Below are 24,232 nucleotides of genomic sequence, written 5' to 3'. Positions count from 1 at the left end.
GGGTGAGCGACGCGTGAGCTGGCGCTGGCCGGTCGCGGTGCGGCACGAGCTGCCCGACGGCAGGCGTCTGTCGCTGCGCCCGTTGGAGCGGGCCGACCGCGCCGCCTGGGAGGCGCTGCGCCGGCGCAACGAGGACTGGCTGCGGCCGTGGGAGTCGACCGCGCCGGGGGAGGCGTCGAGGACCCTGCCCTTCCCGCAGCTGCGTCGGGTGCTGGACCGGGGTGCCAAGGACGGGCTGATCCTGCCCTTCGTCATCGACGTGGACGGCGAGATCGTCGGCCAGATCCAGCTCTTCGACGTGCTCTGGGGCGCGCGGCGCTCCGGCTGGGCGGGCTACTGGCTGGACCAGGAAGCGACCGGCCGCGGGGTGGCGACGTGGGCGCTGGCGGCGCTGGTCGACCACGTCCTGCTCGAGGCGGGCCTGCACCGGGTCGAGGTCGCGATCCGGCCGGAGAACACCGCCTCCCTCGCCGTGGCCGCCCGCCTGCGGCTCCCCGAGGAGGGGACGCAGCGCGGGCTCATGCACGTGGACGGGCAGTGGGCCGACCACCGGCTCTTCGCGATAGTCGTCGAGGACCTGCGGCGGGGCGGGTATGCCCAGGGCGGGCTGGTGCCGCTGCTGCACGGACGGGCCGGCTGAACGGCCCTCTCACCGTAGTCACAGGAGAAACTCCCGCGACACTCCGCAGGCCTCACCGGCTCCTGGCGCGGGGGCACCTACCGTGAGGTCCGTGCCCCCGGTCAGCAGCCTCATCTTCGTCGTCATCGTGGCGGTCTGGGCTGTCTATCTCGTGCAGCACTGGGTCCGCCGCCGTGAGCACGTCGCCACCGCCCGCTCGGTCGACCGCTTCTCCGAGGCCATGCGCGTCCTCGAGCGGCGCCGCGCGCTCCCCCGACCCGACATCGCCGAGCAGTCCCCGGCGGCATACTCCGTCTCGCCGCTGCGGCCCGCCCGCCCGGACGTGGTCGTCAAGCGCGGCGGCAGTGCTCCTGCCTCTGCTCCCTCGACGGCGCGTCCTGCAGCCGCTGCACCTGCGCGCCCTGCTGCTGCCCGTCCTGCGGCCGCCGCGTCGGGCGCGCCGGCGCCCCGCCGCACCGGTGGTGCCACCGCCGTCGGCCCGACCCCGGCCGTGCGGCACGCCCGCCGCACCGCGCAGCTGCGCGCGGGTGCCCTGATCCTCGCCTCGGTGGTCATGGTCGCGCTGGTCGCGCTCGGGGTCAGCCCGGTGCTCGACTGGTGGTGGAGCTTCGTCGGGGTCGGTGTGCTCGCGGCGACGCTGCTGCTCGTGCGCCGCTCCGCGGCCGCGCAGCGCGCGCGCCGTGCTCAGGCCACGACGTCAGCACGAGCCTCGACGTCAGCACGCGCCTCGACCTCGTCGCGCCGGTCGTCGTCGCGTCCCTCGTCGGCGCGGCAGGCTTCCCGGGGCGCGGGGGCCGCGGTGCGGTCCGACCGCGCCGCGTCCACCCAGCCGGCGCGCACCCGACCGGACGTGGCGGACCCCGCGGGCGTGGCCGAGGCCGAGGTCGCGGTCACCGCCGAGGCCGACGCCTCCCCGTTGGCGGCTCAGGCCCGTGCCGCGGCCGCCACCACCTCCTCCGGCTCCACGCGATCGGCCGGACCGGCGCGATCCACTGCTGCGCGCCGCGCGGCCGACCTCCAGCCGACCCGCCCCTCGCTGTTCGACATCGACGAGGTGGAGGCCGACCTGGTCGCCCGGTCGACCGTGGGGGCCGCGTCCGCCACCGTCGCCGACGAGACGGAGGCGAGCGCCGCACCCGGCTCCTGGACCCCCGCGCCCGTCCCGCCGCCCACCTACACGCTCAAGGCGAAGGCATACCGAGGCCCGGCGCAGCCGTCGACCGACTCAGGCCAGCTGCCCGCGGATGGCCACGAGATGGCGCTGGACGAGGAGTTCGAGGACCTCCCGCAGATCCACCGGGTCGGCTGACCGGAGACGCTGCGCGGTTTGGGTCGGCGACCCCCCGGTCTGTATAGTCTGGAGACGCACACGGGGCTGTGGCGCAGTTGGTAGCGCGTCTCGTTCGCAATGAGAAGGTCAGGGGTTCGATTCCCCTCAGCTCCACCACCGGACCTGGTCCACGAAGAGCCCGCCGAGTCACTCGGCGGGCTCTTTCTCTGTCCGGGTATGCCCGCTTCAGCAGCGCCGCAGCGGGCCGGGTGCCGTGCTCAGATCGTCCGTCCACAGGCCTGGCGATGTTCGAACATGTGTGCTAACATGGGGTATCGGTTCGACATCACCGGGGGGTGAGGGGCATGACCGCGACGGCGGGACAGGACGGCGGTACACCGGTGCCGGAGGACGCCGGTGATGGCAAGGATGCGTCGGGGTCTGGTGCGCTGTCAGAGCTGGGCGCGGGTGAGCTGCTCGAGCTGGTGGAGCCGTTGTTGTGCGGGCAGAGGGGCTTGTCGCCGCAGGACTGCCTGGAGGGGTTGGAGGCGGCGCACCTGCTGGTGCGCCGGCTGGAGGGGGCGCGGGTGCACGGGGCCGGGCAGCTGGCGGCGAGAGCCGGTGAGCAGCTGCTGGAGCGGCAGGGCGTGAGCGACCCGGGTGAGCTGTCGCGCACCGCGAGGGAGCGGTGGCGGGCCCGGGCGAAGTCGGTGACCGCGGTGGAGATCAGCACGTTGACGGGCCTGGGCCGGGGAGCGGCCCGGCAGCTGGTCGCGGTGGCCCTGGCGCCGGCCTCGACCGCGGTGCCGGTGCGGGACGCCCTGGCCGCGGGGGTGGCGACGTGGGATCAGGTCGAGCACTTCTGGCGGCAGGCCGGCCTGCTGCCGCACGAGGACGCCGGCAACGTGGCGCACGCGTTGTTCGCGACCCGGCAGACCGTGGACCGGGCTCGGGCCGCGGGCGATGAGACCACGGCCGGCGCACCGGTCGCGATGGAACGGTTGGACCCCGAGGGTGAGCCGACCCAGGCCCCGTGGGGTGCCAAGCAGTTCGTGCAGGCGTTGGCGCGGGAGGTGGCCCGGGCTCGCGCGGTCGACCCGGAGGCGGAGACTGCCGCGAGGGCGCGGCGGCACCGGGAGCGCACCGCCTACGGGGTCGTCGACGACGACGGCACCGGGCGGCTGGTCATCACCGGTGACGCGGTCGGGACCGCAGCCTGCACGGACCGGTTGCACGTCCTGGCCAAGAGGGCCCGCGCCGCCGGGGACGAACGCACCGAGTCCCAGCTGCGCTCCGACATCGCCCGCGCGCTGCTCCTGCACGGCACCCTGCCCCTGCCCACCCCCGGCCAGGGAGGCCAAGAAGAGCAGGACCGACACGGTCGGACAGGGCAGGACTGCCCGGGCTGCCGCGGTCAGGGTGCCGATGTCGGCACTGCCCAGGGCGGTCAGGGAACGGGCGACCCGAGGACGAGCGGACCCGGTACGAGTGGTCTGGAGGAAGCCCTGGCCGGGCTGGTCACCCCGGAGGAGATCGCGTCGCTGGCGCAGGTCCTGGCCGGTGCCCCGACCTGCGACCTGCAGGTCGTCGTGCCGCTCGACGCTCTCGCGCCGGCAGGGGTGGACACGGCGCGGAGGTCAGGCCCCTCGGTCCACGGGGCGCCACCGGGATCCGGGACGTCGGTGCCGCACCTGCCGACCTCGGCCGATCCCGATGCGCCCATCGAGGACCGGGCGACGCTGAGGCCGAGGGCACCGGCACATCCAGGGGTGGGGCGGGTGGCGGGCAGGTGCCCGCACTTCCTGACCCCCGGGGCCATCGGTGACCTGCTGGCCTGGCCGGGCACCACGCTGCACCGCCTGCTCACCGATCCCGCCGACGGCAGGTGCGTCGAACGGACCGTGTCCCGCTACCAGCCCGACGCCGCGATGCGCGCCCAGGTGACCGCGGCCGACCTGCTCTCCCGGGCCCCCGACGGCACCCTGCCGGTGCGCGACGGCCAGCTGGACCACGTCCACGAATACCTCCTCGGTGGGCCGACCTCCGAGACCAACCTGCAAGGCCTCGACACCGTCTTCCACGCCCTGAAGACCCACAAGTTCTGGACCGCCCAGATCGACGCGACCAGGAACGTGACCTGGACCTCCCTGTTCGGGCGCCACTACACCACCCGCCCCCACGACTACCGGCAATATCTCGCCCCGCCGGGTGGTCCTGATCGAAAACCGCAGCCCTCTGCGGACTCTGCGGCACCCGAGCACATCGATACCCAGGGTGATACCGACCTCACGCCCGAAGCGCGGCGGCACCTGGCCTCTCTGCTCGTCTACGCCGCCCTCGCGCGCCGGCCCCGCCGTGCCCGGCTGGAGTCCCCTGACGACGACCCCGACTCCGACGCCCACCTCCTGGACGACGGGCATCGGATCATGTGGGTCCGCCACACCCGCACCCGCGACGGCCGCAAGATCACCGGACCCCACCCCGCCACCCCCACCCCGGACCAGCTCCTGGACCACCCGCGCGAGCAGGTCCTGCGCGCCGACCACTGGACCGACCCCATCACCGACAAGCACGAGGGTGGGCGCACACGGCGTCGCCCGGCGGACATCCAGGACGAGCCACCACCGTTCTGAGGCGGCCACCCAGCGAGTCATCGTCTCGAACGCCCGTGGCGACAGGCCACCGACCCCGACGACTACGCTGGCCCCGACGGCCGGTGGGTGAGAGCCGGTCGCCCAGACCCGAGCAAGGAGCGCGACGATGACCGTGGACCTGCGGGGCCGCAGCCTGCTGTCCCTGGTGGAGGAGACGCCCGAGGAGATTCGGGCGCTGCTCGACCTCGCCGCCGAGCTCAAGGCCGCCAAGCGGGCCGGCACCGAGGAGCGCCGCCTCGTGGGCAGGTCGATCGCGCTGATCTTCGAGAAGACCTCGACCCGCACGCGCAGCGCCTTCGAGGTCGCCGCCGCTGACCAGGGCGCATACAGCACCTTCCTCGACCCGAAGAGCACCCAGATCGGGCACAAGGAGTCGATCAAGGACACCGCCCGCGTGCTCGGCCGCATGTATGACGCGATCCAGTACCGCGGCGCCGCGCAGTCGACGGTCGAGCAGCTCGTCCGGTATGCCGGGGTGCCGGTCTACAACGGCCTCACCGACGAGTGGCACCCGACCCAGATGCTGGCCGACGCCCTCACGATGGCCGAGCACACCGACGGCGGCGGCGAGACCGACTGGGGCTCGATCTCGTACGCCTACCTCGGTGACGCCCGCAACAACACCGGCCACTCGCTGCTGCTGCTCGGCGCGAAGCTCGGCATGGACGTGCGCATCGGCGCCCCGTCGGCCCTCCAGCCCGCGCCGTCCGTCGTGACCCTCTGCCAGGACATCGCTGCGGAGACGGGCGCGCGGCTCACGATCACCGAGGACCCGCTGGAGGCGGTGGCGGGGGTCGACTTCGTGCACACCGACGTCTGGGTCTCCATGGGGGAGCCGGCCAGCGCCTGGGCGGAGCGCATCGAGCACCTGATGCCCTACCAGGTCAACGCCGAGATCATGGCGGCCACGGACAACCCGGCGGCGCGCTTCATGCACTGCCTGCCGGCCTTCCACGACACCGACACCGAAGTGGGGCAGCAGCTGATGGCCACCAACCCGGACCTCAAGAACGGCCTCGAGGTCACCGACGAGGTCTTCGAGTCGTCCGCCAGCATCGTCTTCGACCAGGCCGAGAACCGGCTGCACACGATCAAGGCCCTCCTCGTGGCGACGCTCGCATGACCGTCGTCCAGCCCGAGCAGGCCCACACAGGGCCGGCCCTGCGCGAACCGGCATACCAGGTGAGCCCCCGCGCGCTGCGCTACTGGGTGGTGCAGAACTTCATCGGCAGCATCATCGTGTGGGCGATCCTCTTCACCGTCCACTGGTTCCTGCCCGACGCGTGGGCGCGCTGGTTCGGTCCGCTCTTCGTCGTCATCATGGTCTACAACCTGCTCGAGCTCGTCCTCGAGCCGGCGATCCGCTACCGGCGCACCCGCTGGGAGGTCACAGGCGAACGGGTCTTCTCCCAGACCGGGTGGCTCTCGCGCGAGCAGCGGATCGCGCCCCTGTCACGGGTGCAGACGGTCGACACCGAGCGCGGCCCGGTCATGCGCCTCTTCCGGCTCGCCAACGTCACCGTGACGACCGCCTCGGCGGCCGGCCCGATCACCCTCCCGTGCCTCGACACCGACCTTGCCGACCGCGTCACCGCCGACCTCGCCCGGGTCACCGGGCAGACCAGGGGGGACGCGACGTGAGCGAGCCGCGCCCACCTGGCGCGCAGCCGGGGGTCGAGCACCAGGGGGAGGTCGACGTGCAGGCCCCCGCGGGTATGCCGACCGCCGCGTCTGACGGGGCCGCACCCCGGGCGGGGGACGAGGAGGGGTGGCAGCGACTCAGCCCGCGCATGCTCCTGGTCCACCCGCTGCTCACGCTGCGCTCGATGATCATCCCGATCGTCCTCGTCCTCTTCAGCCTGATGCGCGGCGACGGCCTGGGCGACGGCGGCGGTGTCTGGTTCTGGATCGCGCTGGCCTTCCCCGTGATCGCGGTCGTCTTCGGGGTGCTCTCCTGGCACTTCACCCGCTACCGCTTCACCCCCCAGCAGCTGCAGCTGCGGTCCGGGTGGCTGAACCGCAAGCTGGTCACCGCCCCGCTGGACCGCATCCGCAGCGTCGACCTCGAGTCCTCGCTGCTGCACCGGGTGCTCGGGCTGACCAAGGCCCAGATCGGCACCGGCGTCGACACCTCGCAGATCACCCTCGACGGGCTCCCGCGCGAGCACGCGGCGCGGCTGCGCGTCGACCTCCTGGCCCGCTCGCACCTCGCCGACGACGCGGTGGCCGAGGCGCCGCCCGCGCAGGACGCGCCGACGGGGGAGCCGGAGCGGAGCCTTCCCGCCCCCGAGGAGGAGCTGGCCCGCATCGACTGGGGCTGGCTGCGGTATGCGCCCTTCAGCCTCTCCAGCCTCGTCGTCGTCGCGGGTGCGCTGGGTGTCCTCGGCCAGTTCGGCGACGACGTGCCGATCGACGAGGTCTCGGTCGCCTCGGACGCCTGGGAGTGGGTCGTGGCGCAGGCCGTGCTGCTCCTGGTGGCCGGTGCCCTCCTGGTCCTCGTCGTCAGCTGGCTGCTCGTCTCGACCCTCTCCTACGTCATCACCTGGTGGAACCTGCGCCTGGTGCGGGAGGCCGGGGGCAAGATCCGGCTGACCCGCGGGCTCTTCACGACCAAGAGCCAGACCATCGAGGGCGGCAAGATCCGCGGGGTGCTCATGACCGAGCAGTTCCTGCTCCGCTTCGTCAAGGGTGCCGAGCTCACCGCGCTCGCCACCGGGGTCGGCACGGGCGGCACCGCCAAGCTGCTGCCCCCGGCGCCGCGCCGCGTGGTGCAGGAGGTCGGGCACGCAATCCTGGAGGAGGAGGGCCCGCTCACCATGCCGCTCGTCGGGCACGGACCGCGCGCCCGGCGCCGGATCCACGTCCGTCGCCAGTGGGGGACCCTCTTCCTCGTCGGCCTCGCGTGCATACCGACCTTCGTCCTCGACGTCTGGATCTTCGGCCTCCTCCCGTGGTGGGGGCCCCTCGCCGTGCTCCTCGTGGTGGGCGTGCTTAACGTGCTCATCGCCGAGAGCGCCTGGCGCAACCTCGGGCACGGGCTGACCGACGAGCACGTCGTCGTGCAGACCGGCGCCGTCATCCGCAGCCGCGAGGTGCTGGAGCGGGCCGGCATCATCGGCTGGACCCTCGACCAGAGCTTCTTTCAGCGCCGCCTGGGGCTCGGCGACCTCACCGCTACCACCGCCGCCGGCAACGAGCGCCTGCTCGCGCCCAACATCCCGGTGCCGCTGGCGGTCGACCTCGCCGACCGGGCCAGCCCGGGAATGCTGGACGGCTTCCGCGCGTAGGACGAGCATGGGTGACTTCGAGGACATGCTGAGGGGGCTGGACGGTAGCGGGGACGACCAGGACCGGCGGATCCCTGTGGGCGAGGCGGTCGCGCTGCCGGCCGACGACGACCTCGACGACCACGCGCGCTACGACCGCGCCACCTTCGCCTTCGAGACCAAGGACTACGTCCGCGCCGCGACCCTGCTGGAGCCGCTCGTGCAGGCCGACCCCGGCAACGCCGAGGTGCGCCTGCTGCTGGCCCGCAGCTACTACCACTCCGCCCGGCTGGGGCGCGCCGAGACCGAGCTGCGCGCCATGGTCGAGCGCTGGCCGAGCGACGCCTACGCGCACCTCGTGCTGGCCCGGACCCTGCAGCGCGCCGGCCGCGCCGAGGAGGGAGCCCCGCACCTCAAGCTCGCCGAGGCCATGGGGCTGGAGGGGTGAGCACCCGCGCCGCGGTCGGCCCGCCCCCGGTGGGGACGACGCGGCGCGCGCAGCTCGCGGCGCGGTTCCTGCTCGCGAGCCCGGTGGTCGTGCTGGGCCTGCACCTGGCCGTGCTCGTCGCCGACCCCGGTCAGGGGTCGCCCTCCGAGGCGCCCGCGGGCGACCCGCACGGTTACGGCGTCATCTTCGGGACGCTCCTGACCTTCCTGGCGCTGCCCGTCCTGCTCGGGCTGGCCGTGTGGGGCGGCCTCGCGCTCGCCCGCGCGCGTCGGCACGGGGCGGTCGTCCTCGGCCTGGCCGCCCTCGCGGCCGCCCTCCAGTGCCTCGCCGTCGTCACCGGCCCGGTGACCCTCGTCCCCGCGACCGTGACGACCGTGGTGACCGTCCTCGCGGCCGTCTGGGGCCTCGTGGCACTCGGCTGCGTGGTCGTCGCGTCCCGTGCCTGGCGGGGGCTCCGCTCGGCTTCCTGACCTCAGGTCCAGAAGTCGAACCACATCCGCAGGTTCCACGCCTCCCGCGGGATCGTGATGGCGGTGTGCACCGGCCAGTACCACGCGAAGAAGGCCGCGGCGAGGGTGAGGTAGCCGACCACTGCGACTGCCCCCCATCGTCGGCGTCCCGGTGAGGCGTCGGACCGGCCGAGCACCAGCCCCAGGCAGGCGACCACGACCAGCACGAGCCACGGCTCGAAGGCGACGGCGTAGAAGCTGTAGACCGTCCGCGTCTGGTAGAGGAACCACGGCAGCCAGCCCGCCGCGATCCCGGACAGCGCCGCCCCCGCGCGCCAGTCCCGGCCCAGCAGCCACAGGAAGAGCACGACGAGCAGCCCGATCGTCCCGCCCCACCACAGGACGACGTTGCCGAGCGAGGCGATGTACTCCACGCACTCGGCGACCTCGCACCCCTTCTCACCGCGCTCGGGCCACTCGGCGTAGAAGAGGGTGGGCCGCCACTGCACCGTCCAGCTCCACGGGTTGGACTTCCAGGCGTGCTCGTTGGCCAGCCCGATGTGGAAGTTCCACTGCTCCTGGTGGTAGGCCCACAGCGAGCGCAGCGGGTCCGGCACCAGCCCGGCGATGGCGCCGGACGCCGGGTGGTCGGCCGCCCACTGCCGCTTCCACCCGCCCTGCGTCGCGAACCACCCGGTCCAGCTCACGAGATAGGTCACCAGCGCGGTCGGCACCATGAGCAGGAAGGCGGGTATGCCGTCGCGCACCACCGTGCCGGCCAGCCAGTCCTTCGCCCCCGCGGCCCGGCGCGCGCCGAGGTCCCACGCCACCGTCATGAGGCCGAAGACGGCGAGGAAGTAGAGGCCGGACCACTTGGTCCCGACCGCCAGCCCCAGGCATACCCCGGCAGCGAGCCGCCACCAGCGGACCCCGAGGCTCGGGCCCCACCACCGGCGGGCGCGGGCCCAGGCCGAGCGGGGCGCCGTGACGCCCGGGCCGTGGGTGCGCTCCGACCACGGCCCCCAGCGCGCGGCGAGTCTTCGCCGTCCCTGCTCCCGGTCGACCAGCAGCAGGACGAAGGCGAGCAGCACCCACCACATGAGGAAGATGTCGAGCAGGCCGATCCGCGAGGAGGCGAAGTGGTGCCCGTCCACCGCGAGCAGGGTGGAGGCGCTGATCGCGAGCAGCGCGTTGCGCCACAGCAGCCAGGCGGCGACGCCGAGGAGCGCGATCGACAGGGTGCCGACGGTGGCGGCCGACAGCCGCCAGCCGAAGGAGGACTCCGGGCCGGTGACGAGCTCGCCGAGGGCGATCATCCACTTGCCGACCGGGGGGTGCACGACGAGGTCGGGCTGGTTGCCGAAGACGTCCGGGTTCCCCGCGTTCCACAGCGTGTCCGGCTCCTCGAGCCCGGCCTTGATCTCCCGCTCGTGCCCGAACCGGACCAGCGACCAGGCCTGCTTGACGTAGTAGGTCTCGTCGAAGACGAGGCGGTCGGGATAGCCGAGCCGCCAGAAGCGCAGCGCCCCGCCGATGATCGTCAGCAGCAGGATCCCGACCGTCGCGGCGCGCCGCTGCCGGGTGAGCGTCGCGGGCGCCGGGCCGAGCAGGCGCGCCCGCAGTGACTCCATACCGGTCATGGTAGGTGCTCGATCGTGGCGTCCCGGGGCTCCGCCGACGTGTGCGGGGTCGGGGAGAGACGCCGCAGGTCGGGCGGTAGCATCGGGAGGGTGGCCACCTCAACTGCTCCCGAGCGAACGGCCCGCAAAGGGCCGCCGAGCATCCTGCTGAAGACCGTCGTCGCGGTCACCGGGCTGTTCTTCGTCTTCTTCGTGCTGTTCCACATGTACGGCAACCTGCAGATCCTCGTCGGCACCGAGGCGTTCGACGAGTACGCCCACCACCTGCGCACCTTCGGCGAGCCGATGCTGCCGGAGAAGTCCTTCCTGTGGGTCTTCCGCATCCTGCTGCTGGCCTCGCTCGTGGGTCACGTGTGGGCCACGATGTCGCTGTGGCGGCGGGCCGGCGCGGCGCGCACCACGCGGTATGCCGGGAAGAAGAAGACGTCGTACGGCGGGTTCTACGCCAAGGCGATGCGGTGGGGAGGCCTGGCGCTGCTGGCCTTCGTCGTCTTCCACATCATGCACTTCACGACCCAGACGATCACCATCGACGGGGCCTACGCGAGCCCGGCCGAGCGGGTCATCACCAGCTTCCAGGTCTGGTGGGTCGTCGGCATCTACGCCCTCGCCATGGTCTTCCTCGGGATGCACCTGCTGCACGGGGTCTGGGGGGCTGCCATGACGCTCGGCCTCAACACCTCGCTCAAGCGGGCCGAGCAGATCCGTTTCGTCTCGATCCTGCTGGCGACCATCATCGTCGTCGGCTTCCTCGTCCCGCCCTTCGCCATCCTCTTCGGCTTCATCGAGTGAGTGCACCCATGACTGACACCGTGACCCGCAGCAACGACACCGAGCTCGTCGACGGCATCTACCTCGAGGGCGACCCCATCTCGGACAGCCATGCCCCCGGCGGCGACATCGCCGAGATGTGGACCAACCGCAAGTTCGAGGGCGCGCTGGTCAACCCGGCCAACCGCCGCAAGCTCTCGATCATCATCGTCGGGACCGGCCTGGCCGGGGCCTCCGCGGGCGCGACGCTCGGCGAGGCCGGCTACCACGTGAAGTCCTTCTGCTACCAGGACAGCCCCCGCCGGGCCCACTCGATCGCCGCCCAGGGCGGCATCAACGCGGCCAAGAACTACAAGGGCGACGGCGACTCGATCCACCGGCTCTTCTACGACACGGTCAAGGGCGGCGACTACCGCTCGCGGGAGACCAACGTCTACCGGCTCGCCGAGGTGAGCGTCGACATCATCGACCAGTGCGTCGCGCAGGGCGTGCCCTTCGCACGCGACTACGGCGGGCTGCTCGACAACCGCAGCTTCGGCGGCGTCCAGGTCTCCCGGACCTTCTACGCCCGCGGCCAGACGGGCCAGCAGCTGCTCATCGGGGCATACCAGGCGCTGGAGCGGCAGATCGCCGCCGGGACCGTGGAGATGTACTCCCGGCACGAGATGCTGGAGCTCGTCGTCGTCGACGGCAAGGCGCGCGGCATCATCGCCCGCGACCTCGTCACCGGCAAGATCGAGACCCACATGGCCGACGCCGTCGTGCTGGCCTCCGGCGGCTACGGCAACGTCTTCTTCCTGTCGACCAACGCGATGGGCTCCAACGTCACGGCCAACTGGCGGGCGCACCGCAAGGGCGCCTACTTCGCCAACCCCTGCTACACGCAGATCCACCCGACCTGCATCCCGCAGAGCGGCGACCACCAGTCCAAGCTCACCCTCATGAGCGAGTCGCTGCGCAACGACGGCCGCATCTGGGTGCCCAAGAAGGCCGAGGACTGCGACAAGGACCCGCGCGAGCTCGCCGAGGAGGACCGCGACTACTACCTGGAGCGGATCTACCCCTCCTTCGGCAACCTCGTGCCCCGCGACATCGCCTCCCGCCAGGCCAAGAACATGTGCGACGAGGGCCGTGGCGTCGGCCCGGCCGTCGACGGGGTCCGGCGCGGCGTCTACCTCGACTTCGCCGCCGCGATCGAGCGGATGGGCGAGGACGCGGTGCGCAGCAAGTACGGCAACCTCTTCGACATGTACGAGCGGATCACCGGGGAGAACCCCTACCAGGTGCCGATGCGCATCTACCCCGCCGTCCACTACACGATGGGCGGGCTGTGGGTCGACTACGACCTGCAGTCGACGATCCCGGGGCTCTTCGTCACCGGTGAGGCCAACTTCTCCGACCACGGTGCCAACCGGCTCGGCGCCTCGGCGCTCATGCAGGGCCTGGCCGACGGCTACTTCGTGCTCCCCAACACCATCCGGGACTACCTCGCCGCCGGTCCGTTCGAGGCCGTGGCCGAGGACGCCCCCGAGGTCGTCGCGGCGCAGGAGGCCGTGCAGTCCCGCGTGGACCAGTTCCTCTCGATCGACGGCACTCGCTCGGTCGACTCCTACCACAAGGCGCTCGGCAAGATCATGTGGGAGAAGTGCGGGATGGAGCGCAGCGACGAGGGGCTCCGCGAGGCGATCGAGGAGATCCGCGCGCTGCGCACCGACTTCTGGTCCAACGTCAAGGTCCTCGGCACCGCCGAGGGGCTGAACCAGTCGCTGGAGAAGGCTGGTCGCGTCGCCGACTTCCTCGAGCTCGGCGAGCTCATGTGCGTCGACGCGCTGCACCGCCGCGAGTCCTGCGGCGGCCACTTCCGCGCCGAGAGCCAGACCGAGGACGGAGAGGCGCTGCGGCACGACGACGAGTTCGCGTATGTCGCGGCGTGGGAGTGGGGCGGTGACGACGGGGCACCGGTCCTGCACAAGGAGGACCTCGTCTACGACTTCATCGAGCTGAAGCAGAGGAGCTACAAGTGAAGCTCGCGCTCAAGATCTGGCGCCAGGACGGACCGACCGACGACGGCGGGATGGTCCGATACGACATCGACGGGGTGTCCGAGGACAGCTCGTTCCTCGAGATGCTCGACCTGCTCAACGAGCAGCTCATCCACTCCGGCGAGGAACCGGTCGCCTTCGACTCCGACTGCCGCGAGGGAATCTGCGGTGCCTGCGGCGTCGTCATCAACGGCGAGGCCCACGGCCCGGAGCGGACCACGACCTGCCAGCTGCACATGCGCAGCTTCAACGACGGCGACGAGATCGTCATCGAGCCGTGGCGGGCCGACGCCTTCCCGGTCATCAAGGACCTGTGCGTAGACCGCAGCTCCTTCGACCGGATCATCCAGGCCGGCGGCTACGTCTCGGTCAACACCGGCTCCGCACCGGACGCCAACGCCGTCCCGGTCCCCAAGGAGCACGCCGACCGCGCCTTCATGGCCGCCGAGTGCATCGGCTGCGGCGCCTGCGTCGCGGCCTGCCCCAACGCCGCGGCCATGCTCTTCACCGGCGCCAAGGTGACCCACCTGGGCGAGCTGCCTCAGGGCCAGCCCGAGCGCTCGGCCCGCGTGCTCAACATGCTCGACCAGCACGACGCCGAGGGCTTCGGCGGCTGCACCAACCTGGGCGAGTGCACCCGCGCCTGTCCCAAGGGCATCCCGCTCAACGTCATCAGCCAGCTCAACGCCGACTACCGGCGCGCCGGCTACGGCGGCTCCTTCGACGACTGACGCCGCGAGCGCGTCCGTCCCACCATGCCTCAGGACCGCTCTGCCCTCGTCCTGGCCGCCACCCCTATCGGCGACTCCCGAGACGCCAGCCCGCGCCTGCTGCAGGAGCTGGCCGGGGCCGACGTCGTCGCGGCCGAGGACACCCGGCGGCTGCGCCGGCTGACCGACCGCCTCGGGGTCGACGTCGGCGGTGAGGTCGTGAGCTACCACGAGCACAACGAGGCGGCCCGCACCCCGGAGCTGGTCGAGCGGATCGGCGAGGGGGCGCGGGTGCTGCTCGTGACCGACGCGGGTATGCCCTCGGTCTCCGACCCCGGCTACCGCCTGGTCCAGGCGTGCGTCGCGGCCGACCTGCCGGTGACCTGCGTGCCCGGCCCGTCGGCCGTGCTCATGGCGCTCGCGGTGAGCGGTCTGCCGGTCGACCGCTTCTGCTTCGAGGGCTTCCTGCCCCGCAAGCAGGGGGAGCGGGAGCGCGCACTCGGCGCGCTGGCCGACGAGCCGCGCACCATGGTCTTCTTCGAGGCTCCGCACCGCCTCGCCGCGACCCTGACCTCGATGGCTGCCGTCCTCGGCGAGGACCGGGACGCCGCCGTCTGCCGGGAGCTCACCAAGACCTACGAGGAGGTCCGGCGCGGTCCGCTGGCCGAGCTGGCGACGTGGGCCGCCGACGGCGTCAAGGGCGAGATCACGGTCGTCGTGGCGGGCCGCCCCGCGAGCCGGGCGGCGGTCACCGACCCGGCCGAGGTCATACCCGAGGTCCTGGAGCGGGTCGAGGCGGGGGAGCGCCTCAAGGACGTCACCCGGGACCTCGCCGCGCGGACCGGGCTCGCGGCCAGGGCGATCTACGACGAGGCGGTCCGGTCCCGCTGAGAGCGGTGCGGCCCCTGGTGGGGCGGGCGGGCCCGTGGTTGACTGTGCCCCGGCCCGTACCGTGACGGGCTCCGGACGAGAGGCGACCATGAGGTTCAACTGGATGGCGATCCTGGGGGGCCTGGTCGGCGGCGTGCTCGCCGGCCTGGTGGCGGTCTACGCCACGACGCAGGTGCTCCCCGGTGACGCGGGGGAGCTGACGACGTCCCTGATGGTCTGGTCCGGGGTCGTGGCCGCCGTCGGGGGTGTGCTGGGGGTCGTCGGAGGATGGTTCGTCAACGCGCGACGCTCCCGCGGCCTGGGCGGCATCGCCGCCATCACGACGCTGCTCGCCACCCTGGCCGGCACGTATGCCTGGTCGCGCAGCGACTCCGTCCCGGAGCGCGCCTGGCCCTACGTCGTCGGCGTGGTGCTCATGCTCGGGGCCGGGCTGCTGCTGCTCGCCGCGGTCTGCGGGCTCACCGCCGCACTGCTGCGGCCGCAGTCCCTCGACGACGAGATGCCGTCGGCCCCGGGCGCTCAGCTGTAGCCGGCGTCCGCCATGAGCTGGTCGCGGTAGCGCCGGCGGTTGCGCCCCCGCCGCCAGAGCACGAAGGCGCCCCAGAGCAGGAGCAGCAGCAGGAAGATCACGAGCACCGGCAGGAAGATCGCCACCAGCGACAGCGTGATCGCGGCGCCGTCCTCGGCTGCGGAGACGACCGGGGTGCCCAGCCCGCCGGTCGTGGTGTTGACCACGGGGCGGGTCACCGCCTTGCCGGTGTGCACGATGCCGGCGGTGATGATGCCGAGCAGCACGCCCACCCACGGGTTGTCCTGCATGAAGCTCGAGCCCTGCTCGAAGTCCGCCGCGGCGGTCGTCGCGGCGAAGATGAGGCCACCGGTGGCGGGCCGCACGAAGGTCCCGACCGCGTCGTTGAGGTGGTCGACGAGGGCGACCTTGTCGAGGACGACCTCGGAGAGCAGGAGCACGGCGGCGATACCGATGGCCCAGTTCGACTCGATCCAGGCGTACTGGTGCGGCAGGTTGATGACGTCGGTGAAGCGCGCGATGAGCGCGATGAGGATGAACGGGATGTAGGCGTTCAGCCCCGCCGCGGCCGACAGCCCGGCTCCGGTGAGGGCAGCGAGCACGTGAGTGCCTCCTGACTCGGCGACCCCCGGCGGGAGCCGTCATCCATAGTCAACCACGCGGTATACCGCGGATCTTCCCCTGCGAGCGGGGTGGTGGCGCCTCTGTCGAGCTTCTGAGGTATCTGCGGGGCCCCGACGGCCTCTCACCGATGACGCCGGTGCACCCCACCCGGCCGCTCGGGAGGAGCGCGAGCCATGAACGTCGAGCCGTGGATGGACCTGGTGCAGGGCGACGTCGCCCCGCTGCCGGTGCGTGGTGCCCAGTTCCTGCTCCGGGAGCGGGGGCGGCCATCGTCGCCGACGGCGTCTTCGGGCCAGTGACGGCCGGTGCGGTGTCGGCCGCGCAGTCGGACGAGGGGTTGCCGACGACCGGGGACATCGACACCGCGACCTGGATCGCGCTCGTCGTCCCGACCGGTCCGGGCTCGACCGGCGAGGCGGTCCGCGGGGTGCAGAGCTTCGACCCGGCGGCCCAGATCGGCGTCGACCCGCTCGCCGTCGACGGGTCCTACGGCCCGGACACCGTGGCCGCCGTCCGCGAGTTCCAGCGCCGGTGGGGGCTGACGATCGACGGGCTGGCCGGACAGGAGACCTGGTCGTTCTTCTCGACCCGACGCGCCGGGAGCCACGTCTGGGGCATGGCCAAGGTCGGTCACACCCAGGACGTCAACTGGCGGGTCCGGGCGGTCCAGCACCTGCTGGTCCACCACGGCGCCGCTCTCACCGTCGACGGCAGCTACGGGCCGCTCACCGGCGAGGCGATGCGGCAGTGGCAGCTGACCCAGCGGGCGCAGTACATCTCGACCACCTGCGGGCAGCTCGACTGGCCGGCGCTGGTCGAGACCGCCCGGCTCGGCGACAGCGGGCACCACGTGCGCGCGCTGCAGTCGCTGCTGCCCGGCCTCGCCGAGGACGGCTCCTTCGGGCCGCTCACCGACGCCGCGGTGCGGGACTTCCAGCAGATGTTCGCCCCGCCCGCCGACGGCATCGTCGGCCCGGTCACCTGGCACGCGCTCACGGTGCCGAAGGGGGAGTAGCCGGCGCGACGGCATACCTCGATCGAGCTCCTCGACCCCACGTCCCGACCGTCCCGCCCGTTGGGAGCAGTGACAGGGTGTCGACGAGGAGGCGGTATGCGGCGCGACCACGAGCAGGAGTTCGAGGAGTTCTTCGAGACGACCTCCTCGCGGCTGCTCACCGCGGCCTGGATGCTCACCGGTGACGGCCACGTCGCCGAGGAGCTGGTCCAGGAGGCCATGGCGCGCACGTATGCCCGCTGGGGCCGGGTCCGTCGTGGCAACCCCGCCGCCTACACCCGGCGCACCATCGTCAACCTGCACACCGACCGCTGGCGCAAGCGGCGGCGCGAGGTGCTCACCGACCAGGTGCCCGACCGCGCGACCTCGGACGATCCCATGTCGGTCGACCTCGTGCGTGCCCTGTCCCGGCTGCCCCGCCGCGAGCGCGAGTGCGTGATCCTGCGCCACTACCTCGACCTCTCCGAGGCTGAGACGGCGCGCACGCTCGGTGTCGGGGTGGGCAGCGTCAAGAAGTACGCCATGAACGGTCGCCGCACCCTGCGGGACCTGCTGCGGGAAGGGAACACCTCTCATGTCTGAGCGCGAGCACCTCGACGAGACGACGCACGTGGTGGGTCTGATGGACCGTGCCGCCGCCCACACCCCGCCCCTGCACGTGGGGCACGACGAGGTCGTGGCACGCGGTCGCCGGATCCGCAGCGGCCGCCGTCGGACGGCGGCCGGGGTGGGCGCGCTGGCGCTCGCCGGCACCCTCTGGCTCGGTATGGAGACCCTCCCGTTCGGCGGCGAGGCGCCTCCGGTCCCCGCGTCGGTGGGGTGGTCCGACGGCTCGATCGACACCGAGCTCTTCGACAACGGCCCGAACCCGGAGCACGAGCCGGACCGGGCGCAGTGGACCGGGCGGCTGCGCACCGTCGAGGGCGGGCAGCACCCGGAGCTGCTCCTCGCCAAGGACGGTGGCGAGCCCGAGACGATCGTCGGTGAGGACGGACCGGGCGAGAGCGAGGTCTTCCGGGCCGACGGGATCACCGTCCTCGTCTGGGTCGAGCCGGAGGACGGGTTGGCCCAGGACGTGCTCTGGGCCGACGGGGTCGAGTACGGCACGGGTGGTGTCGTCAAGGTGCCGGGCGGCAGGATCCGCTACGCCACGGCGGAGCACGTGCCGGGGGCCGAGGCTGACGTGGTCGAGCTCTATCTGATCGACGAGCAGGGCGCCCGAGCAGCCAGCGGTGCACCGGTCGAGACGGTGCTCCTGGAGACCGACGACATGTCCTGGGTGGTCGGCATCGACCGGGAGCGGCAGGTCTGGGTCGGGGCCGATGCCTCGGAGCAGGCGATGTGGGGGACCCCGATGCCCCTGACCGACGGGGCGGCGTCCGGCGGAGGCGCGGGCGCCGTGCCCTCCCACGTCCTCGGGTTGCTGCCCGAGGGAGCCTCGGACGTCACGGTGTCGCCCGAGGGGGCGCGCAGCGATGTCGCCACGGTGGCCGGGCAGCAGGTGATCCTGGCGACAGCCGACGAGGGCGCCCCCCTGCCGACCATCCGGTTCACCCTCGACGGCGAGCAGCACGAGCTCAGCAGCTTCGTCGACACCTGGCGCCGCGAAGTGGTGCTGGCTGGCACGACGCTGGGCTACCAGGCCATGCCGGACGGGCTGGAGCTGCGAGCCGGCGCGGCCGCCCTCCGGCTTGAGCCGGCCGAGCTCGCCGACGCCACGGCGACGGTGGCGCCGATCGACGACCTGGCGGTAGTGGTCGTGGCGGGCTGGATCCCGACCGATGCGCAGACGCCGGTGCAGGTGGCGGTGGACGGTCGTGGTGACGAGCCGACGTGGGTCGAGGTGGAAGAGGACGCCGTGCAGGTGCGCGAGCTCTTCGACGGTCGACCGGTGACGCTGCTCGCGCTCGACGCGCTCGCGGACGGCGAGCAGGTCGTCGGGATCGGCGAGGGCCCTGCCGGCGGCGCCGTCACCGAGCTCGACCTCGACCTCGACCAGATCCAGGTGGCCTCCTTCGAGGACTGAGTACTCCGAACCTGTGCAGCCAACGGTGGCCTGTGCACGCGGCATAACGTGCGCACAGGCCACCGTTCGGTGCACAGGTCCAGGGATGGGCGACGGCAGCCGATCCCACCCCAACCTTTCCGGTGCCCCGCCCGTTACCGAGGCACACTGAGCCCCAGGGCCGGCAGCACCGGCCCGGGCACCGGAGGCAGGCGGGAGCGGGCGATGCACAGCAGCGAGGAGGCGGCCTACGTCGAGTTCGTCGACGCCGGCCGGGCCACGCTGCACGCCTACGCGTGGCTGCTCACCGCCGACGCCCATGCCGCCGAGGACCTGCTGCAGGAGACCTTCGTCCGGGTCTACGTGAAGTGGCGCCGGGTCGCCTCGGGCCAGCCGCTGGCGTATGCCCGCCGCGTCATGTCCAACCTGCACACCGACCGGTGGCGCAAGACGCGGCGGGAGACCTTGACCGACGAGGTGCCGGACCGGGCATACGGGGCGGATGACCCCGAGGTCGTGGACTTGGTGCGGGCGCTGCAGCAGCTCTCCCCGCGGGAGCGGGAGTGCGTCGTGCTGCGGCACTACCTGGACCAGTCGGAGAAGGAGACGGCGGCGACGCTCGGGGTGAGCGTGGGCGCGGTCAAGAGCTACACGTCGAAGGGCCTGGCCGCGCTGCGGCCGTTGATGCAGGAGGAGCGCCATGTCTGAGCAGCTCACCCAGGAACTGCGCCGGGCCGTGGGCCAGGCGCCGCCCACCCACCTGAGCACCGGTGCGCTGCTGGCCGAGGGCCGGCGCCGGGTGCGTCGGCGCCGCGCCGTGGGCCTCGGGTCGGGCGTCGGAGCCCTGGCTCTGGTGGGTTCGGTCTGGCTGGGCCTGGGCGACCCCTTCGGCCCGCCGGAGGTCTCGCCTGCCTCGGTCGTCTGGGAGGTCGAGGAGCCCACCACCCTCACCCTGGTGGACCGGGACACCCAGGACGGCGTGTCGTCGGTCGTCGTGAGCCGCACCGCGACCAGCTCGGAGGCGGTCGTGGTGGTGGACGGCGAGGAGGAGACGATCACGGGAGCCAGGACCGACTTCGGTGCCGAGCTGTATGCGGGTGGGCGGGCGAGCGTCCTGGTCTGGCAGCAGCCGGGCGCCGCCGAGGGCGCGCAGGTCCTGCCGGCATCGCTGGACCCTGGCGAGATCGGCCCGGTCCAGGGGCCTGACGACCTCTGGTATGCCGTCCTCGAGGCACCTGCGCGCCTGCCGGAGGACCTGCTGTTCCACGGTGACGGCTCGGTGTGGACGGCGGGTGGTGAGGTCGCGGACACGGCTGTGGTGGGGGACGGACGGGTCGAGCGTCGGGTCTTCTCGTTGCCCGACCGGCAGCTCAGCGGCGTCGTGGACGGCGCGGAGCTCGTCCCGCCGGGCGACGCGGTCGTCGGGGTGGACCAGCTGCCGTGGTGGCGCGGCGGCGACGACGTCGACTGGGTCCTGGCGCGGCTACCGCAGGAGGCGGATCGGGCACGACTGGTCACGACCGCTCCCGGCCGGCATGTGGGCGGTGGCCCCGTCGTGGACACGGTGCAGCTGGGGGACAGTGCGTTCGCCCTCGCCTCCCGTCCGGCGCAGCCAGGGTCCGGACAGGTCTTCGGTCCGGACCTGCAGTGGTCCGCCGACGGGCAGGAGTGGAACGACCGCGACGGTGATCTCGTCGGCGCCGACGGGCTCGCAGGGGTGGATGTCACCGGCACCGACTCGCAGCTGCGCGCCACGCGAGCGGGCGTCCCGCTGGTGCCGGTGCCGGGTCTGGGAGCTGATGTGTGGGCCTGGGAGGACGGCGACGAGGTCGTCCTCGTGGCAGACGTGGAGGAGAAGGCTCCGATGTCGCGGCTCGTGCCAGTCGTCCGCTGGCCCGACGCCGCCGAGGACGGCGGCCCGGCGTCGGCACTCGCGCCACAGCTCGTGCAGGAGAGGTCCGTGGTCGAGGTGGACGGCCGGGAGCTGATGGCCGCCCACCTCCAACTGGCCCAGGACACCCTTGCGGACCACGAGGACGCGACTGTCATCGGCGCCATGGTGGTCGATAGCTCGGCCAGCAGAATCGAGGCCGTCCAGGTGGTCGGGGCCGAGCCGGGGACGCTGGAGACGGGTGCGGACGACGACCTCTTCGTCGCCTTCGACGGCGCCACCGGGCTGTGGGTGGTGCATCGCGGCGATGTCGGGCGGGCCCTCGTCGCGGACGGGCCGCGGCTCGTCGGCGTCGAGCTCGGGAGTGAGGAATGGGATCTGGTCGCACGCCTGCCCGGGGACGGCGGAGATCCTGCGCTCGTGCCGGTCGACGACAGCATGACGGTGCAGCAGCCAATCGGCACCGTCTCCGAGGTCGGTGGCATCCGCTGGTGGTCGCTCACCGTGCAGGCGCCGGGCATGGACGACCTGCGGGACGGGTTCGAGGGGCTGGACACCGACGGAGACGGCGAGACCGATCTCCCGCTCGACCTGTTCATCCCGCAGAGCTGACCTCCCGCGGCGGGGCCAGTGGGAGGGGAGCAGGCCCGCGCCGACCTAGACTGGTGACCCATGAGTCACGTCCTGTCCGCGGTCGCCTGGCCCTACGCCAACGGTCCGCGCCACATCGGTCACGTCGCCGGCTTCGGCGTCCCCTCCGACGTCTTCAGCCGCTACATGCGGATGGCTGGGCACGAGGTGCTCATGGTGTCGGGCTCGGACGAGCACGGCACGCCGATCCTGGTCCAGGCGGACAAGGCGGGGCAGAGCCCGCAGGAGTTCATCGACACCAACCACGCGCTCATCGCGGCGGACCTCACCGCGCTCGGGGTGTCCTACGACCTCTACACGCGCACCACGACGGCCAACCACGACGACGTCGTGCAGCAGATGTTCCTCGCCTGCCACCGCAACGGCTACCTCATCGAGCAGACCCAGCAGGTCGCCATCAGCCCGTCGACCGGCCGGACGCTGCCGGACCGCTATATCGAGGGCACCTGCCCGATCTGCGGGTATGCCGATGCGCGGGGCGACCAGTGCGACAACTGCGGCAACCAGCTCGACCCCGCCGACCTCGAGGACCCGCGCTCGAAGATCAACGGGGAGACGCCGGAGTTCCGCGACACCCAGCACTTCTTCCTCGACCTGCCCGCGCTCGCCGACGCGCTGCGCGAGTGGCTCGACGGCCGCGAGCGCAGCGGGCTGTGGAGGCCCAACGTCATCCGCTTCTCCACGAACATCCTCGAGGAGATCCGGCCGCGCCCCATCACCCGCGACATCGACTGGGGCATCACCATCCCCCTCGACGGCTGGCGGGAGAACCCGACGAAGAAGCTCTACGTCTGGTTCGACGCGGTCATCGGCTACCTCTCCGCGTCCGTGGAGTGGGCCCGTCGGCTGCCCGGGGAGCAGGGCGAGCGCTGGCGCGAGTGGTGGAACGGGGCGGACGCGCTGACCTACTACTTCATGGGCAAGGACAACATCACCTTCCACTCCCAGATCTGGCCGGCCGAGATGCTGGCCCACAACGGCCAGGGGAGCAAGGGCGGCGAGGTCGGGCCGTTCGGCGAGCTCAACCTCCCGACCGAGGTCGTCTCCAGCGAGTTCCTCACGATGGAGGGCAAGCAGTTCTCCACCTCGCGCAACGTCGTCATCTATGTCCGCGACGTGCTGGAGCGCTACCAGCCGGACGCCCTGCGCTACTTCCTCTCCGCCGCCGCGCCGGAGACCGCCGACTCCGACTTCTCCTGGCCCGAGTTCGTCAAGCGCACCAACAACGAGCTCGTCGCCGGCTGGGGCAACCTGGTCAACCGGACCGCCTCGATGATCGCCAAGAACTTCGGCGAGATCCCGCAGCCCGGTGAGCTGGAGGACGTGGACCGCGCGCTGCTGGACCAGGTCCGTGACGGCTTCGGGACGGTCGGCTCCCTCATCGCGACCCACAAGCAGAAGGCGGCGCTGAGCGAGGCGATGCGGCTGGTCGGCGAGGCCAACGCCTACGTCTCGACGACCGAGCCCTTCAAGCTCAAGGGGGAGGACCAGCGCGAGCGGCTGGCGACGGTGCTGCATACCCTCGCGCAGGTCGTCGTGGACCTCAACACCATCCTGTCGCCCTACCTGCCGCACTCCTCGACCGCGGTGCACCAGGCGCTCGGCGGCGAGGGTGAGTTCCAGCCGATGCCGCGGTTGGAGACCGTCGCCGACCTCGACGACAGCTCCCGCCCGGACTACCCGGTCATCACCGGCGACTACTCCGCGGCCCCGCGCTGGGAGCACCGCGCGGTGACCGTGGGCGCCGTCGTGGCCAAGCCCTCGCTGATCTTCACCAAGCTCGACCCCTCGGTGGTCGAGGAGGAGCGCGCCCGGCTCGGCCTCGTCGACGAGCCCGCGGACGCCGCGGTATGACGCCAGAGCGGCTGGTCGAGCGGCCACCCGCTCCCGACCCCCTGCCGATCCCAGTGGTGGACAACCACTGCCACCTCGACACCCGCCGGGAGGGGGCCGAGCGCCTCCCGGTCGAGCAGGTCGTGGCGGAGGCCGCGGCCGTGGGGGTCGACCGGCTGGTCCAGATCGGCTGCGACATCGAGGCGGCACGCTGGACCGTGCAGGTGGTCGACGAGCACCCGGCGGTCCTGGGCGGGGTGGCGATCCACCCCAACGAGGCGCCGGGCCACGAGGAGGCCGGCGACCTCGACGCCGTCATCGACGAGATCGGCGCGCTCGCCGCGCACCCCCGGATCCGGGTGGTCGGCGAGACCGGGCTGGACTACTTCCGCACCGGCGAGGAGGGGGTCGCCGCGCAGCAGCACTCCTTCCGCCGGCACATCGCGCTCGCCAAGGAGCTCGGCCTGGCGCTGCAGATCCACGACCGGGACGCCCACGACGACGTGCTCCGCATCCTCGCCGAGGAGGGTGCGCCGGAGAAGACGGTGCTGCACTGCTTCTCCGGGGGTATGGAGATGGCTCGGGAGTGCGCGCGCCGCGGCTACTACCTGTCGTTCGCGGGCACGGTGACCTTCAAGAACGCCAAGGACCTGCGCGACGCGCTGTCCGTGACACCGGTGGAGCACCTGCTCGTCGAGACCGACGCGCCCTACCTCACGCCGACGCCCCACCGGGGCCAGGTCAACGCGCCCTACCTCGTGCCGCTCACCGTGCGGGCCATGGCCGCGACGCTCAACACCTCCGTGCCGCAGCTGTGCGAGGCGCTCTCGGCGAACAGCGAGGCGGTCTACGGCCCCTGGTGAGGGGCTTCGAGGCTGTGCCAGGCCCTGGTCGGTCTTCGTC

Annotated in this window: 23 protein-coding genes and 1 tRNA gene; 22 read left to right on the top strand and 2 right to left on the bottom strand. The window is 72.4% G+C overall.

What is annotated here, in order from left to right:
* Nucleotides 1-13: 13 nt before the first annotated feature.
* The 9 genes from SGUI_RS06985 (at nt 14) to SGUI_RS06945 (ending at nt 8,748) form a co-directional block, all read left to right on the top strand.
* Nucleotides 14-640 carry a GNAT family N-acetyltransferase gene (locus SGUI_RS06985; protein ID WP_066638033.1) on the top strand — a complete coding sequence of 209 codons (627 nt, stop codon included), beginning with the start codon at nt 14-16 and terminating at the stop codon, nt 638-640.
* Nucleotides 641-731: 91 nt separating this feature from the next.
* Nucleotides 732-1,949 carry a hypothetical protein gene (locus tag SGUI_RS06980; RefSeq protein ID WP_066638031.1) on the top strand — a complete coding sequence of 406 codons (1,218 nt, stop codon included), beginning with the start codon at nt 732-734 and terminating at the stop codon, nt 1,947-1,949.
* A 62-nt stretch (nt 1,950-2,011) separates the two neighbouring features.
* Nucleotides 2,012-2,087 (top strand) — tRNA-Ala (locus SGUI_RS06975).
* A gap of 188 nt (nt 2,088-2,275) precedes the next feature.
* Nucleotides 2,276-4,543, top strand: coding sequence for a hypothetical protein (locus SGUI_RS06970; protein WP_157621765.1), 2,268 nt, complete (start codon nt 2,276-2,278; stop codon nt 4,541-4,543).
* A gap of 127 nt (nt 4,544-4,670) precedes the next feature.
* On the top strand, nt 4,671-5,687 hold the full coding sequence (gene argF, locus SGUI_RS06965; protein ID WP_066638027.1) for an ornithine carbamoyltransferase: 1,017 nt from the start codon (nt 4,671-4,673) through the stop codon (nt 5,685-5,687).
* Complete coding sequence (locus tag SGUI_RS06960; RefSeq protein ID WP_066638024.1) at nt 5,684-6,205, top strand: PH domain-containing protein; 522 nt, start codon at nt 5,684-5,686, stop codon at nt 6,203-6,205. The genes argF and SGUI_RS06960 overlap by 4 nt, the downstream gene beginning before the upstream one ends.
* Nucleotides 6,202-7,851 carry a PH domain-containing protein gene (locus SGUI_RS06955; RefSeq protein ID WP_066638021.1) on the top strand — a complete coding sequence of 550 codons (1,650 nt, stop codon included), beginning with the start codon at nt 6,202-6,204 and terminating at the stop codon, nt 7,849-7,851. The genes SGUI_RS06960 and SGUI_RS06955 overlap by 4 nt, the downstream gene beginning before the upstream one ends.
* 7 nt (nt 7,852-7,858) lie before the next feature.
* Nucleotides 7,859-8,278, top strand: a complete 420-nt coding sequence (locus SGUI_RS06950) for a tetratricopeptide repeat protein (protein WP_237141471.1) — start codon at nt 7,859-7,861, stop codon at nt 8,276-8,278.
* A complete protein-coding gene (locus SGUI_RS06945; protein WP_066638019.1) occupies nt 8,275-8,748 on the top strand; it encodes a hypothetical protein in 474 nt (157 codons plus the stop codon). Before SGUI_RS06950 ends, SGUI_RS06945 begins: the two co-directional genes overlap by 4 nt.
* A gap of 2 nt (nt 8,749-8,750) precedes the next feature.
* Here the strand turns inward: SGUI_RS06945 and SGUI_RS06940 are convergent, their stop codons facing one another.
* Nucleotides 8,751-10,358 carry a dolichyl-phosphate-mannose--protein mannosyltransferase gene (locus SGUI_RS06940; protein ID WP_083190549.1) on the bottom strand — a complete coding sequence of 536 codons (1,608 nt, stop codon included), beginning with the start codon at nt 10,356-10,358 and terminating at the stop codon, nt 8,751-8,753.
* Nucleotides 10,359-10,457: 99 nt separating this feature from the next.
* Here SGUI_RS06940 and SGUI_RS06935 point away from each other — a divergent pair, with 99 nt between their 5' ends.
* From SGUI_RS06935 to SGUI_RS06915, 5 genes are all read left to right on the top strand, one after another.
* The gene (locus SGUI_RS06935; RefSeq protein ID WP_066638016.1) at nt 10,458-11,159 is read left to right on the top strand and encodes a succinate dehydrogenase cytochrome b subunit; all 702 of its coding nucleotides are present in this window, start codon (nt 10,458-10,460) and stop codon (nt 11,157-11,159) included.
* Nucleotides 11,160-11,167: 8 nt separating this feature from the next.
* Nucleotides 11,168-13,162 (top strand): fumarate reductase/succinate dehydrogenase flavoprotein subunit, encoded by a 1,995-nt coding sequence (locus SGUI_RS06930; protein ID WP_066638014.1) that lies wholly within the window; start codon nt 11,168-11,170, stop codon nt 13,160-13,162.
* Nucleotides 13,159-13,911: a succinate dehydrogenase/fumarate reductase iron-sulfur subunit gene (locus SGUI_RS06925; RefSeq protein ID WP_066638012.1), complete on the top strand. Its 753-nt coding sequence runs from the start codon at nt 13,159-13,161 to the stop codon at nt 13,909-13,911. Before SGUI_RS06930 ends, SGUI_RS06925 begins: the two co-directional genes overlap by 4 nt.
* A gap of 24 nt (nt 13,912-13,935) precedes the next feature.
* A complete protein-coding gene (gene rsmI, locus SGUI_RS06920) occupies nt 13,936-14,781 on the top strand; it encodes a 16S rRNA (cytidine(1402)-2'-O)-methyltransferase (protein WP_066638010.1) in 846 nt (281 codons plus the stop codon).
* An 88-nt stretch (nt 14,782-14,869) separates the two neighbouring features.
* Entirely contained in the window at nt 14,870-15,310 is a 441-nt protein-coding gene (locus SGUI_RS06915) for a hypothetical protein (RefSeq protein ID WP_066638007.1), read from the top strand.
* Here the strand turns inward: SGUI_RS06915 and SGUI_RS06910 are convergent.
* Complete coding sequence (locus tag SGUI_RS06910; RefSeq protein WP_066637999.1) at nt 15,301-15,912, bottom strand: DUF4126 domain-containing protein; 612 nt, start codon at nt 15,910-15,912, stop codon at nt 15,301-15,303. The genes SGUI_RS06915 and SGUI_RS06910 overlap by 10 nt on opposite strands.
* Before the next feature lie 195 nt (nt 15,913-16,107).
* On the opposite strand from SGUI_RS06910, the gene SGUI_RS18225 reads away from it, so the two are divergent.
* The 8 genes from SGUI_RS18225 to SGUI_RS06875 all read left to right on the top strand — a co-directional run bounded on the left by SGUI_RS18225 (nt 16,108) and on the right by SGUI_RS06875 (nt 24,192).
* Nucleotides 16,108-16,233, top strand: coding sequence for a hypothetical protein (locus tag SGUI_RS18225; RefSeq protein WP_257784411.1), 126 nt, complete (start codon nt 16,108-16,110; stop codon nt 16,231-16,233).
* An 11-nt stretch (nt 16,234-16,244) separates the two neighbouring features.
* Nucleotides 16,245-16,949 (top strand): peptidoglycan-binding domain-containing protein, encoded by a 705-nt coding sequence (locus SGUI_RS06905; protein ID WP_191090960.1) that lies wholly within the window; start codon nt 16,245-16,247, stop codon nt 16,947-16,949.
* A 96-nt stretch (nt 16,950-17,045) separates the two neighbouring features.
* Entirely contained in the window at nt 17,046-17,531 is a 486-nt protein-coding gene (locus tag SGUI_RS06900) for a SigE family RNA polymerase sigma factor (RefSeq protein ID WP_066637993.1), read from the top strand.
* Complete coding sequence (locus SGUI_RS06895) at nt 17,524-18,975, top strand: hypothetical protein (RefSeq protein WP_066637990.1); 1,452 nt, start codon at nt 17,524-17,526, stop codon at nt 18,973-18,975. Before SGUI_RS06900 ends, SGUI_RS06895 begins: the two co-directional genes overlap by 8 nt.
* 204 nt (nt 18,976-19,179) lie before the next feature.
* The gene (locus tag SGUI_RS06890; protein WP_083190547.1) at nt 19,180-19,662 is read left to right on the top strand and encodes a SigE family RNA polymerase sigma factor; all 483 of its coding nucleotides are present in this window, start codon (nt 19,180-19,182) and stop codon (nt 19,660-19,662) included.
* Nucleotides 19,655-21,457: a hypothetical protein gene (locus SGUI_RS06885; protein ID WP_066637987.1), complete on the top strand. Its 1,803-nt coding sequence runs from the start codon at nt 19,655-19,657 to the stop codon at nt 21,455-21,457. The genes SGUI_RS06890 and SGUI_RS06885 overlap by 8 nt, the downstream gene beginning before the upstream one ends.
* 60 nt (nt 21,458-21,517) lie before the next feature.
* A complete protein-coding gene (gene metG, locus SGUI_RS06880; protein ID WP_066637984.1) occupies nt 21,518-23,350 on the top strand; it encodes a methionine--tRNA ligase in 1,833 nt (610 codons plus the stop codon).
* A complete protein-coding gene (locus tag SGUI_RS06875) occupies nt 23,347-24,192 on the top strand; it encodes a TatD family hydrolase (RefSeq protein ID WP_066637982.1) in 846 nt (281 codons plus the stop codon). The genes metG and SGUI_RS06875 overlap by 4 nt, the downstream gene beginning before the upstream one ends.
* Nucleotides 24,193-24,232: the final 40 nt, after the last annotated feature.

This window comes from Serinicoccus hydrothermalis (assembly GCF_001685415.1).
Taxonomy (GTDB): domain Bacteria; phylum Actinomycetota; class Actinomycetes; order Actinomycetales; family Dermatophilaceae; genus Ornithinicoccus; species Ornithinicoccus hydrothermalis.
This window is presented reverse-complemented; position numbering and strand designations above follow the sequence as displayed.